This window comes from Mesorhizobium sp. ISC15 (assembly GCF_037162615.1).
In the GTDB taxonomy this organism is placed as follows: domain Bacteria; phylum Pseudomonadota; class Alphaproteobacteria; order Rhizobiales; family Rhizobiaceae; genus Mesorhizobium; species Mesorhizobium mediterraneum.
Genome location: NZ_JAVSPX010000001.1, coordinates 2,470,603 through 2,482,839, shown reverse-complemented (window position 1 = coordinate 2,482,839; position 12,237 = coordinate 2,470,603). Strand labels below are relative to the sequence as shown.

Sequence of the window (12,237 nt, the reverse complement as noted above, 5' to 3'; positions counted from 1 at the left end):
TTGCAACAGGCGACCAAGATCATATGACCATCAACGATCTTTGGTCCCGAGGTTGCCCCTCGGCATTGGCGTAAAGGAGAGCCAGATGCCCATTCAGCAGAGAGTGACCCATCGTTCGAAACAACATCCCGCCATCCTTGCTACCGCACTGCTCAGCCTGAGCCTGATCACGACGCCCGGCATCGGCCATGCCGAGGGGATCACGCTCAAGGTCTTCGGCGGTTCGGCCCTCGACCAGCTCGCTCCGCGTCAGGCGCCGGACGAGCAGAGGAAGATCCAGCAGCAGGTCATTGACGGCTTCCTCAAGGCCAACCCCGATGTCTCGGCGGTCGAGTGGGATGCCCAGGGGCCGCAGACCGATTCCATCCAGCGCCTGATGACCGCCAAGCTGGCGAGCCAGGAAATGGACCTGATCGCCTGCCCGGCCTTCTACACCAATGGCGCCTATGTCAGGCGCAAGCTGGTCATGCCGATCACCGACAAGATCAAGCCGTTCCAAGACAGGATCGACGCCGCCGCGCTTGGCGCCTTCACGGTCAGCGGCCAGGTCTATGGTGTCCCGATCTCGACGCTGTCGACATCGACGATCTTCTACAATGTCGACCTCTTTCAGAAGCTCGCCATCCCCGTTCCGTCGACCTATGGCGACCTGAAGGCGGCCGTGCCGAAGTTCAAGGACGCAGGCGTCGTCCCTCTCCTGCATCAGGGCTCCAACACCGTGATGTGGCCGATGTGGTTCTTCGAAACTTTTTCGCAGGCCTCAGGCGACCCGGTCGGAAAGACGCAGAAGAATCTCGAGGGCACGGCGAAATTCACCGATGCGCCTGACGTCGAAGGCTTCAAGCTGATCAAGCAGTGGGTCGACGACGGCATCCTTTCCAAGGACTCGCTTTCCGTCGACCAGGACGGCATGCGCGCAGCTTTCGCCGCCGGCAAGAGCGCCATGTACTATGGCGGCACCTGGGAAATCCCGTCGCTCCAGTCGAGCGTCAAGGACTTCAAATGGGGCGTCTTTGCCTTTCCGAAAATGGACGGAACGCCGGGCGCGCCAGGCCATGGCGGCGGCGCCGACAACGGGATCTGCGTGGCCTCGTCGATCCCACCCGAGAAGCTCGATGCGGCGATCAAGTTCATCGAATATCTGACCCAGCCCGAGGTTGCGACGCTCTACCTTGCGCCGGAGCAGCCGATCGCAGCCTCGATCAAGGGCGTGCCGCAGGTCGACGACGCCTATGCGGTCGAACTGCGCAAGGAAGCGTTCCCGAGCACCATCAAGTTCCTCGACTGGATCTGGCCGTCGGAAATCGCGACAGCCACCGCCTCGGCGATCGCCGGCATCGTCGGCGGCACGACGACGCCCGAGGAGGCGGCGGCTTCCGTCCAGTCCACCTTCGACGACCTCAAGGCGCAGGGCAACTGGCCGCCCAAGTGAGCTCGCATAAGCGAACCCGCGCTCAGCTGACCTGAAGCGCCAGGTACGAAACAGGGGCCGCCCGTCTCGGGCTGCCTCGCTCATCGGAGACAGGGACATGACGACAAATCGCGCCGTGCGGCAGCGCTTCTCGATCGGTTATCATCTGAACAGCTGGGACCTCACAGGACTTCCGCTCAGGCCTGCCATGAAATTCCTGGCCGATCAGGGTTTCGGCTGGTTTGAAATCCTCGCCTTCACCAGCCTATCGGACCAGTACGCCCGCAAATACATGCAGCTCGGCAACCAGGCGCCGATGGGGGTGACGACCGATACCGACATCCTGAGGCGCTACGCGCTGCTGTCGGAAGGCCAGAGCGAGTATGGCATCAAGCTCTCCTCCTTCTACGTGAATGCGATCTTCACCAACCCTGTCGCCTGGCCTTATGAGCGCGATGTGCTTGTCGCGCTGACCAGGATGCTGAAGGGCTTCGGCTCACCGGTGCTGGTTCTGGGCGGCGGCCCGTCGGAAGCCATTGCGGGGCCTCACACCGCCGACGACTACCGCGCCTTTTGCCGTGCGCTCGAAGATATCGGCAGACGGACCAAGGATCTCGGCATCGAGACGGTCTACCATCCGCATCTCGACACCTTCATCGAGCGCCGCGACCAACTCGACCGGATGATGGATGAGCTGGACATGGACTTTGCCGGCCTGTGTATCGATCCAGCGCATCTTGCCCATACAAATTCCGATCCGGTCGATGCGGTCAGAACCTACATCTCGGCCGTGCGTTACATGCATTTCAAGGACACCAGGGTCGATCCTGCGCTGAAAGGCTACGACCGATACGGCGCCTTTTGCGAGCTTGGCGCGGGTGTCGTCGATCTTGCCGGCATCGTCGACGTCCTGATCGACGCAAATTATGACGGCCTCGCCATCATAGAATTGGACGCATCGAAGAAGACGGCCGAGCAGAGCACGCTGGAGAGCATCGCCTATATCAGCGACACGCTCGGGCTGGTGCTGATGCCGAAAACTGCGAAGGCCGCATGAGCACGCGACCGCAGGGGGCGGCTCCTTCCGCGAGTCGTTTCGGACGCTTCGTTTCAGGCGACGGCGCGGTCGCCTTCGTCATGATCCTGCCGGCCGCGATCCTTTTTTGTCTGTTCTACCTCTGGCCGTTCGTCAACGGTTTCTGGCTCAGCCTGCACAATTGGGATGGGTTTTCCGACCCAAGCTGGGCGGGCTTCTCCAATTATCAGCGCCTCGCACATGATCGCATCTTCCTCGCCGCGCTGCGCAACAATTTGATCTTCGTCCTTGCCGTTGTCGTCTTGAAAAACGTGCTGGGTCTCGGGCTGGCGCTGCTTCTCAACCGGGCGCTCGTCGGCCGCACCTTCTTTCGCGCCGCCGCCTTCATCCCGGTGACCATGTCCTTCGTCGCCGTCGGACTGCTCTGGTCCTGGATCTACAATCCGGTCTTCGGGCTGCTCAATGGCGCGCTCGATCTGTTCGGCCTCGGTGGGCTGAAACGATCATGGCTTGGTGACGCCGATATCGCACTCTATTCGATCATCGTCGTCGACGTCTGGAAATGGCTGGGCTTCCACGCCGTGATCTATCTCGCTGGGCTGCAGACGATCCCGGCGGAACTCTATGAATCGGCGACGATGGACGGTGCCGGACCGGTCCAGCGCTTCTGGCATATCACCCTGCCGATGATGATGCCGATCGTCTTCATCAACACCATTCTCGGCCTGTCCGGCGCCTTTGTGCGCAACTTCGACATCGTCTATGTCCTGACCAAGGGTGGGCCGAACCACGCCACCGAAGTCGTGCTCACCTACATGATGAGCAAGGCCTTCCAGGACGGCGCGATGAGCTATGCAGCGGCCATCGGCTACGTACTTTTTCTGATCGTCGGACTGGCCAGTGTCGCGCTGCTCGCCCTGATGCGGCGGCAAAGGCTTGAGGTCTGATGAGCGCCGCAGCCAACCCTCCGCTTTCCCGGGATGGCAGCGCCGCCCATCGCTTCAGCGTTCATCGCCTCGGCGCGCGCGGCATTCTCGAACTTGCCGGCATCTATGCCGCGCTCGTCCTAGTGCTGCTGGAGACGCTCTATCCGCTGCTTTGGGTGCTGTTCGGCTCGCTCAAGACCAAGCAGGAAATGCTGAGCAACATCTGGGGGCCGCCCTCGAGCCTTGTGTTCCAGAACTATGTCGATGCCTGGCGGATCGCCGGCATGGGATCGCGCATCGTCAGCAGCGTCTTCGTCACCGGTTCGGCATTGATCATCCTGGTGGCCGTGGCAACGCCGTGCGCCTACGCGGTCGCGCGCCTTCGTTTTCCCGGGCGCGGCCTTGTGCTCGCGGTGGCGGTGGCAGCCATGCTGGTGCCGCCGCAGGTCATGGCCATTCCGCTGTTCATGGTGGCGCGCGATCTCGGCCTGATCAACAACCGGCTCGGCATCGCCTTCGTCTACGCGGCGACCTCGCTGCCGCTTTCGGTCTTCATCCTGCGCAGCTTCTTCGTCACGCTGCCCGCCGACCTGGAGGACGCCGCGCGCGTCGATGGCGCAAGCCGGCTGGCGATCCTGATCCACATCATGCTGCCGCTGATCCGGCCGGGCGTGGCGCTGATCCTGATCTTCGGCTTCATCGAGATCTGGAACGATTTCTTCCTCGCCTTCCTGCTCCTGCGCGACCCGTCCGTACAGACCATTCCGCTCGGGCTCGTCAGCTTCTTCCAGCAATACGACTCGCTCTGGACGCTGTATTTCGCCGCGTTGACGATCACGACACTGCCGGTGATCATCGTTTTCATCGCCATGCAACGGCAGTTCATCGCCGGCCTGACGGCCGGCGCCGTCAAGGGTTGACATGCAGGATCGCGTTATCGGCGTCGGCGTTATCGGTTGCGGCGAGATCGCCCAGCTGATGCACTTGCCCTATCTCCAGGAATTGCCGGCGTTTCGGATCGCCGCGCTCTGCGACATCTCACCCGGCACTGTCGACAAAATCGGGGAGCATTACAGCGTCGCGGCACGGTATAGCGACCATCGCGCGCTGCTTGCCGATCCAAATATCGACGCCGTGGTGATCTGCACCTACGATCATGGCGGGATGGTCGCTGACGCCATCCGCGCCGGCAAGCATCTGATCGTCGAGAAGCCGCTTGCCTTTACACCGCAGGAGGCGCGTCCGCTGGTCGAGCAGGCCGAACGGAGCGGCCTCGTCGCGCTTGTCGGCTACATGAAATTCTATGATCCGGGATATGAGATCGGCCTCGAGCGCATTGCCGCGATCGGCAGGCCGAAATCCATTCATGTCCATGATTTCGCCGGTCGCTTCGATCGCTACGGCAAGCTCTATACGCAGACCCGCATCGCCGACGTATCGGCCGATCTGCTCGCGGCCGGACGCAATGCCGTTGCAAAGCGGATCGAGGCAGCACTCGGCCCAGACCATGCCGGCTATCGCGATCTCTATCACCTGTTGCTGAGCCTGGGCAGCCACGATCTCGCCGTCATGCGCGGCGCTTTCGGCGCCCCAAGCGGCGTCGTTCATGCGCGACAGACCGGCCCGAACCAGCTTCTCGCGGTGCTCGACTATGACGGCGTCCCCTGCCTCCTTGACGTGGCGCTCGCCCAATATGAGTGGTGGGACGAATGGATCCACGTGCATGGCGAGCACGCGGAAGTGCGGATCGATTTCCAGAACCCCTATTTCCGCAATGCCTCGGCCATCGTGCGGGTGCGCGAAGCGGCCGGCGAGACTGCATCCGAACGCGTGCTGCCGGGCATCCCCGACACCGCATTCCGTCGCGAATGGCTGCATTTCGCCGATTGCATCCTGGCCGGCGCAAAACCGCGCACGCCGCTTTCGGGCGGTCTCGCCGACCTTGATCTCGCCGTCCAGATCATCCAGGCAATGCCGCCAAAGCGGCTTGAGACGAGGCCCCTTATCTGAATTTCGGAAACACGCCGCCGGCCGGCGCGTTGGCCCAGCTCTGCAAGGTCTGGCCGCCGTCGATCAGCCAATCCGCGCCGGTGACGTGCCTGGCCTCGTCGGAGGCGAGGAACGCCACGGCGGCCGCGACATCGTCCGGCTGGCCGATGCGGCGCAGCGGGATGCGGTCGGCGAAATGCTGCACGCTGCTCTTGAAATCGCCGTCGCCGCTCGCAGGCACGCCGAGCGTCGTCTCGATCACGCCGGGGCAGATGGCGTTGACGCGTATGCCGTAGGGCGCGGCATCGAGTGCTGCGACCCGCGTCAACCCGACCACACCATGCTTGGAGGCGACATAGCCGGCGCCGCCGGCGAGCACATCCCAGCCGGCCATGGACGAGCCCATATTGACGATCGAGCCGCCATTGCCGGCCGCGATCATCGCCCGAAGCGAGGCCTGCAAGACGAGGAACATGCCACGCAGATTGATGCGGATGATGGTGTCCCAGTCCTCGACAGGCAGTTCGTGAACCGGAGCGACGACGCCGGAAATGCCGGCATTGTTGAACACGGCATCGAGCCCGCCGAAGGTCTCGACGGTCGTTGCAACGGCGCGCTGCACGTCTGCCTGATCGGTGACGTCGGTTTCGATGGCGATTGCGTGCTCACCAAGGGATTGGGCCAGTGTCTGCGCCGCCGCGCCGTTGCGGTCGACAATGGCGACGCGTGCGCCTTCTTCGAGGAAGCGCCGGACTGCCGCACTGCCGATCGCGCCGGCGCCACCGGTGACAAGGACGCATCTTTCGTCGAATCGCTTCATTTTCTAAGCTCCGGCTTCGGGTAAGAGCGCCACGAATGGCTCGGCTCAAAGCTGATGGTTTCGCGCGCATGGACTGTGTCGAGCACGGCACCATGGCCGGCGATCGGCCGCGACAGCGGGACATCCGGGTAGACACGGCGCACGAGCGGCTCGGTTTCCTCTTCCATGAACGTGTCGGCGGCGCTGAGCAGGACGCGGAGATGGCCGTCGCCTTTCCATTCCAACGCCTGCAGGAAGCCCTGCCCCGCGTCGCGCGCATCGAGATAGGCCCACAGGTCACGGGCGCTGTCGGCAGTGGCGCGGCGCGGGCCGACGCCCGCGAAAAAGCTGGCCGGGGTCTGGATCCATGGCATACGAATGCTGACAGCAGAGAACGCGCCGCGGCGCACCGCCGCGGCGACGATTTCCTCACCGAGCCATTTCGACAGGCCGTACGGATCCTGCGCGCCGACTGGGTGGTTCATATCGACCGGCAGATAGGGCGGGCGCACCGTCTTCTCGAAAAACGGATAGCCGAAAACGCTGAAGGACGAGGCATAGACGAAGCGCGCGGCGCCAGCCATGGCCGCCGCCTCGACGACATTGTAGGCGGTCGCTACATTGGTCTTGAACACTTCGCCGCCGGCCCGCCCGGTCGGGCGCGGAATGGCCGCGACATGAACCACAGCGTCGCAATCGCGCACCAGCTGCAGCGTCGAGCCAAGATCCGTCAGATCCGCGGTTGCATGCCGCCATGCCACGTCACCCGGGGCGGCGGCATCAATGCCCATCACATCATGACCGGCCGCGACCAGCGCCGCGGCGACATGGCGGCCAAGCAGACCGCTGGATCCGGTGACGATCGTCTTCATGTCTCAGCCCTCGACGCCGCGAATTCAGCCAATTGAATATCATTGATGGTCATACAAATCGAACACCCGATTGCCGAACCTTGTCAATGCCATTCCGCATCGGAGAACGGCGCGGACCTTTGCCGGCGCGTCCCGCGCACACCAGGCGACAAGGCTTTGCTCCGAACGGGATTGACTTGGCATCCGCGACGGTTTTTTGTATGAGCATCAACGATCGACCAAAGGAGCTCGCCATGCCCGTGGACAGTTTTTCCTCACATCGGCACGATGACGCGATGCGCCTCGATCCGCAACGCGCGGCGGTTATCGTCATCGACATGGTCAATGAATTTTGCAAGCCCGGCGGGGCGATGGTGCTGCCGGGATATGAGACGCTGGTTGCGCCGCAATTGGCCATCATCGAAGCGGCGCGCGCCGACGGTGTGCCGGTTATCTGGGTGCACGACACCCATAGGGCCGGCATGCGCCGCGAGCGCGAATGGGTGAAGCGCACGCCGCATTGTCTCGAGGGTAGCTGGGGACCGGAGATCATCGAGGACCTTGGCGCCCGCGACGATGAAATCCATCTGATAAAGCGGCGCTACTCGGCGTTTTTTCAAACCGACCTCGACCTGACGCTCAAAGACATGCAGGTCGATCAACTGGTCATCTTCGGCGTGGTCACAAATATCTGCGTGCGCTCGACCGTCCATGACGCCTTTTTTCAGGGTTATGAAGTGGTAGTGCCAAGCGATTGCTGCGCGGCGACGGGACCACGCGAGCAGGAAAGCTCGCTCTACGACATAGCGACGCATTTCGGCGTGGTCAGCGATTCGGCAAGCGTCGTCGCGGCCCTTCGCGACGGAACGTCGCTTCAACCGGCTGAAGTCGCGGCTTGAGCTTTTTCGAGCCTGCGGCATCCGAGACAGCGGCAAGAGGAGCCCGGCGTGACGACTGATATCGAATCGCAACCCGAAAGTGCGGCACCCAAAGGGCCGGGCGACAGTGCCAAGCCGCTGAGCCGCGAACAGGTGCTGCAGCGATACGCCAAGACCGGCTACGAACTGGACCGCCATCCGGCGCACGTGATCCGCCGGGCACATCAGCGCGCGACGCTGCGCTTCCAACAGGTCATGGCCGGCGAAGATCTTTCGCCAACGCAATTCGCCGCCCTCGCCACCATTCTCAAGCAAGGCGAGGTCTCGCAGAACCATCTGGGACGGCTGACCGCGATGGATCCGTCGACCATCAGCATCGTCGTTCGCAAACTTCTCAAGAACGGGCTGATCACCCGCAGCGCTTCCGATACCGACCAGCGCCTGTCGATGATCGCGCTGACCGACAAGGGAACCAAATACACGCTCGACCGGCTCGAACGCAGCGTCGAAGTCGGGCGGCGATTTCTGTCGCCGCTTTCGCCCGCGGAACAGGCGACGCTGCTTCGCCTGCTCAACCGCATCAATGACGACGATCCATCGAATGGCGATAGCGGGAAATAACTCGCGTCCCAAAATTCATGGAAATAACAGACGAGGTGCCGATGTCGCCCGACCCGAAACCCAACACGCTTGTCGTGCGCAACATCGGCCTGATGCTTTCCGGCGATCTCGCCCAACCGATCCTCGACGCCGACACGATCGTCGCGGTCGACGGCAAGATCACCGCCATCGGCAAAGCCGGCGCGCTTGATACCAGTGCCGCCGGCACCGTGATCGATGCAATGGGCTGTGCGGTCGCGCCGGGGCTGATCGACAATCACGTCCATCCGGTAGCCGGCGACTGGACGCCGCGGCAGAACCAGATCGGCTGGATGGATTCGACCGTGCATGGCGGGGTCACCACCATCGTCTCGGCGGGAGAGGTCCACACGCCGGGTCGTCCGCGCGATCTGGTCGGATTGAAGGCGCTGGCAATCGCGGCGCAACGGACCTTCTCCAACTTCCGCCCGAGCGGCATGAAGATACTGGCCGGCGCGCCGATCCTGGAACCCGGCCTGACCGAAGAGGATTTCCGCTATCTTGCCGAAGCCGGCGTCACGCTTGTCGGAGAAGTTGGCCTAGGCGGCGTCAAGGACGGGCCGACCGGACGGCAGATGATCGCCTGGGCGCGCGAATACGGCATGACCTCAATGACCCATACAGGCGGGCCGTCGCTGCCCGGCTCCGGCCGCATCGGCGCGGATGTCGTGCTGGAGGTCGACGCCGACATTGTCGCCCATGTCAATGGCGGCCCGACGGCACTGCCCGAAGCGGAAATCCGGCAGATCTGCGAGAAGGGCTCGCGGGCGCTCGAAATCGTCCACAACGGCAATCTGCGCACCGGACTGTTCGTGCTCGACCTCGCCAGGCAGCGCGGCGAACTTTCCCGCATCATCGTCGGCACCGACAGCCCGGCCGGGTCCGGCGTGCAGCCGCTCGGCATACTGCGGACGCTGACCATGCTGGCCTCGCTGGGCGGCATCGCGCCGGAAGTGGCATTCTGCTTTGCCAGCGGCAACACGGCGCGCGTACGCAAGCTGCATGATCGCGGCATGATCGAAGTCGGCCGCGCCGCCGACCTGATCTTCATGGACCAGGCGATCGGCGGCGCCGGAGACGGGCTGCTCGACAGCGTGGCGCAGGGCAACCTTCCGGGAATCGGAATGGTCGTCATCGACGGCGTGGTACAGACCCGTCGAAGCCGCAACACCCCGCCGGCAATGCGGGTGCCTGAAGTTATTCAGGGATAGCGACGTTTAGCTGACACCGTCCTTGCCGACGATCTTGTCCTTGGTCAGCCCGCCGACGCGCGGGTGCGGCCTGCCGGAATCGGTCACTGCGATGGCGACGACGATCTCGTCGGCACGCGGCGCGTCGGGAACGCGAACCTCCATGCCGTCGAAATGGCTACGCACCCGCGCCGCGTCCTTGTGGCCGAGCGGGATGTCCAGCGGCACGCCGAGGCCGCCACGCTTCTTCGACGAGGGAATGAGCGCCGCACCCTTGCCAAGCACATCGCGGAACGGGGCGCCGAGCTTGGGGTGAAGGATGGCGGCGGCGTGCTCGAGTTCGCCGTCGGCGCCGACGGCGGCTGCCTTGCCGAAGCTTTCGACTTTATTGCCGGGAAAGCCAAGTGCTGCGACCGCGCGCTTCGGCAAAATGTTGCCCAATTCCTCACCAATGTCGCTCAACGCTGACAGGTCTTCGACGTAAGTGCCTGCGTACGGGTTGCGGATCACGGCAATGGCCGCCGCGCGGCGGGTCGGCGGATCGACGGGACGGCCGCCCTCGATCAGGGTTTCCTCGACGATGGTGATGATCCGGCGGATTTCTACGCTCATCTCAATCCGTCCTCGCCTTTGATATCCGCGGCGGCAAGGCCGCCCACCCGCGCGTGAACGCGCGCGCCTGTCGTCATCGCCAGGATGACCGCCATCTCGTCTGCGCGCGGCGCGTCAGTGACGCCGACCTCGATCGCGTCGAAATGACTGCGCACGTAAGAAGCGTTTATGTGCGTGATCGGAGTGTCGATCCGCGTTCCGGGGCCGCCGACCTTCTTGGTCGAAGGCACGATTGCCCTAGCGTTTCCGAGTAGCTCGCGCATCGCGTAACCGCCTGGATTGTGCCAGAGCGCGCCGTGTTCGAGCTCGCCGGCAGCACCGACGATGGCGCCCTTGCCATAGCCTTCGATCGCCGAGACGCCCTCGCCGATGGCATCGATCAGACGTCGCGCCATATCGAGGCCGAGCGGCTTCAGATCGTCCATGAAGCCGGTGATTTCCTGGACATAGCGCCCGGCAAAGGGGTTGGCGATGACGGCGACGATCGCGCCGCGTTTGGGCGGACGTGCCGCAGGTGGGCCGCCCTCGTGGAATATCTCCTCGACCTGAACCAGAAATTTCCTGACCACCACAGCCGGCATTGTCCGCTCCCTCATCTCGCGTTCGCACAAACTCATTAGAGTACCAACAATTATCCCTGGCCGATATTTGTCAAGCTTCGACGTTGAGGAAGCGAGAAAAGAGCGTGAGGAAACTGCATCGGATGACGATTGACAGCCTGCGGGGCCGCTCATAAACTCATATGACCATCAACGAAAATAGCCGCTGTCTCGGCGATAGCGCGGATGGTCAAGGCGTGGCTTCAAAAGCTGAAAAAAGCTGAAGGGGAATGACATGAAAAGGGCGCTCAAAAATCTATGTCTGGCCGGCACGATGCTTGCCGTGTCGTTCGGATCTGCCGCGGCACAGGACAAAGTGTCCGTGGCCGCCATCTCGGGATACTTTGCACAGGGCTTCGGTGTTTCCATCGTCAACGGCCTCAACAAGGCCAAGGACGAATTCGGCATCGACCTGAAGCTGGTCGACACCGGCAATCGCGCGCTCGACTACGAGGAGCAGTTCGAGAACCTTGCCAAGGCCAAGCAGTACGACCTGATCTTTGTGATGGGCTGGGAACTGGTGGACTCGCTGCAGAAGGTCAGCAAAGCCTATCCCGACCAGCGCTTCGTGTTCATCGACGGCGTGCTCGACAATCCCAACATGATCTATGCCAATTTCGCGGAGGAGCAGGGATCCTTCGTCGCCGGCGCGCTCGCCGGCATGATCGAGGCCAAGGGCAGCGAATTCCCCAAGATCGGCGACGGCATGGCGATCGGCTTCGTCGGCGGCCGTGATATCCCCGTGATCCGCAACTTCCTCGGCGGCTACGAGCAAGGCGCGAAATATGCCGCGCCCGACGTGAAGGTGAACTCCGTCTTCGCCGGAACCTTCGATGACCCGGCCAAGGGCAGCGAGCTTGCCCAGGCGCTTTACGGCCAGGGCGCCGACATCGTCTACAACGTCGCCGGCCCGACGGGCGAAGGCGTGATGCAGGCAAGTGCTGCGGTCGACAAATACTCGATCGGCGTCGACATCGACATGTGCGGCACGGCCCCCGGAAATGTGCTCGCAAGCATGCTGAAGCGCGGCGACATCGCCGTCTACACGCTGATCAAGGACGAAGTCGAGGGCCGTAAGGTGACCGCTGGCACCCGCACCTTCGACCTCGCTTCGGGTGGCGTCGAGGTCAAGGTCTGCGATGATATCGCCCCGACGATCCCGGCCGATGTGACGGCCAAGCTGGACGAGATCAAGAAGGCCATTCTCGATGGCAAGATCGAGATCGCCAAGGCGAAGTAAGACAACAACCGCGCATCCTCCCAGGAAAGCGCTACGCTGATCCGCTGCGGCTTGCCGCGACGGATCA

13 protein-coding genes are annotated in these 12,237 nt (G+C 63.1%); 9 read left to right on the top strand and 4 right to left on the bottom strand.

The annotated features are described in order from the left end of the window. The first annotated feature begins 85 nt into the window (after positions 1–85). The 5 genes from RPG13_RS11995 to RPG13_RS11975 all read left to right on the top strand — a co-directional run bounded on the left by RPG13_RS11995 (position 86) and on the right by RPG13_RS11975 (position 5,383). Positions 86–1,432, top strand: a complete 1,347-nt coding sequence (locus RPG13_RS11995) for an ABC transporter substrate-binding protein (protein WP_337125080.1) — start codon at positions 86–88, stop codon at positions 1,430–1,432. A 97-nt stretch (positions 1,433–1,529) separates the two neighbouring features. After that, on the top strand, positions 1,530–2,468 hold the full coding sequence (locus tag RPG13_RS11990; RefSeq protein WP_337125079.1) for a sugar phosphate isomerase/epimerase family protein: 939 nt from the start codon (positions 1,530–1,532) through the stop codon (positions 2,466–2,468). Beyond that, positions 2,465–3,394 carry a carbohydrate ABC transporter permease gene (locus tag RPG13_RS11985; protein ID WP_095483771.1) on the top strand — a complete coding sequence of 310 codons (930 nt, stop codon included), beginning with the start codon at positions 2,465–2,467 and terminating at the stop codon, positions 3,392–3,394. Before RPG13_RS11990 ends, RPG13_RS11985 begins: the two co-directional genes overlap by 4 nt. Continuing rightward, entirely contained in the window at positions 3,394–4,293 is a 900-nt protein-coding gene (locus RPG13_RS11980) for a carbohydrate ABC transporter permease (RefSeq protein ID WP_095483770.1), read from the top strand. Before RPG13_RS11985 ends, RPG13_RS11980 begins: the two co-directional genes overlap by 1 nt. A 1-nt stretch (position 4,294) precedes the next feature. Further along, the gene (locus RPG13_RS11975) at positions 4,295–5,383 is read left to right on the top strand and encodes a Gfo/Idh/MocA family protein (protein ID WP_337125078.1); all 1,089 of its coding nucleotides are present in this window, start codon (positions 4,295–4,297) and stop codon (positions 5,381–5,383) included. On the opposite strand, the gene RPG13_RS11970 is transcribed toward RPG13_RS11975, so the two are convergent. Further along, positions 5,376–6,182, bottom strand: coding sequence for an SDR family NAD(P)-dependent oxidoreductase (locus tag RPG13_RS11970; RefSeq protein WP_126103474.1), 807 nt, complete (start codon positions 6,180–6,182; stop codon positions 5,376–5,378). The genes RPG13_RS11975 and RPG13_RS11970 overlap by 8 nt on opposite strands. Continuing rightward, the gene (locus RPG13_RS11965) at positions 6,179–7,033 is read right to left on the bottom strand and encodes an NAD-dependent epimerase/dehydratase family protein (protein ID WP_126103475.1); all 855 of its coding nucleotides are present in this window, start codon (positions 7,031–7,033) and stop codon (positions 6,179–6,181) included. Before RPG13_RS11965 ends, RPG13_RS11970 begins: the two co-directional genes overlap by 4 nt. Before the next feature lie 233 nt (positions 7,034–7,266). On the opposite strand from RPG13_RS11965, the gene RPG13_RS11960 reads away from it, so the two are divergent. Genes RPG13_RS11960 through RPG13_RS11950 form a run of 3 tightly spaced genes read left to right on the top strand, consistent with a single transcriptional unit; the run spans position 7,267 to position 9,740 of the window. Further along, positions 7,267–7,911, top strand: a complete 645-nt coding sequence (locus tag RPG13_RS11960) for a cysteine hydrolase family protein (protein ID WP_095484006.1) — start codon at positions 7,267–7,269, stop codon at positions 7,909–7,911. Positions 7,912–7,959: 48 nt separating this feature from the next. Beyond that, the gene (locus RPG13_RS11955) at positions 7,960–8,511 is read left to right on the top strand and encodes a MarR family winged helix-turn-helix transcriptional regulator (RefSeq protein WP_126103476.1); all 552 of its coding nucleotides are present in this window, start codon (positions 7,960–7,962) and stop codon (positions 8,509–8,511) included. Positions 8,512–8,552: 41 nt separating this feature from the next. Beyond that, positions 8,553–9,740 carry an amidohydrolase family protein gene (locus RPG13_RS11950; RefSeq protein WP_337127009.1) on the top strand — a complete coding sequence of 396 codons (1,188 nt, stop codon included), beginning with the start codon at positions 8,553–8,555 and terminating at the stop codon, positions 9,738–9,740. Positions 9,741–9,746: 6 nt separating this feature from the next. Here RPG13_RS11950 and RPG13_RS11945 read toward each other — a convergent pair whose 3' ends face one another. Continuing rightward, positions 9,747–10,331 (bottom strand): amino acid synthesis family protein, encoded by a 585-nt coding sequence (locus RPG13_RS11945; RefSeq protein WP_337125077.1) that lies wholly within the window; start codon positions 10,329–10,331, stop codon positions 9,747–9,749. Further along, entirely contained in the window at positions 10,328–10,912 is a 585-nt protein-coding gene (locus RPG13_RS11940; RefSeq protein WP_337125076.1) for an amino acid synthesis family protein, read from the bottom strand. Before RPG13_RS11940 ends, RPG13_RS11945 begins: the two co-directional genes overlap by 4 nt. A gap of 253 nt (positions 10,913–11,165) precedes the next feature. Here RPG13_RS11940 and RPG13_RS11935 point away from each other — a divergent pair, with 253 nt between their 5' ends. Then, positions 11,166–12,170, top strand: coding sequence for a BMP family lipoprotein (locus RPG13_RS11935; protein WP_126103479.1), 1,005 nt, complete (start codon positions 11,166–11,168; stop codon positions 12,168–12,170). Positions 12,171–12,237: the final 67 nt, after the last annotated feature.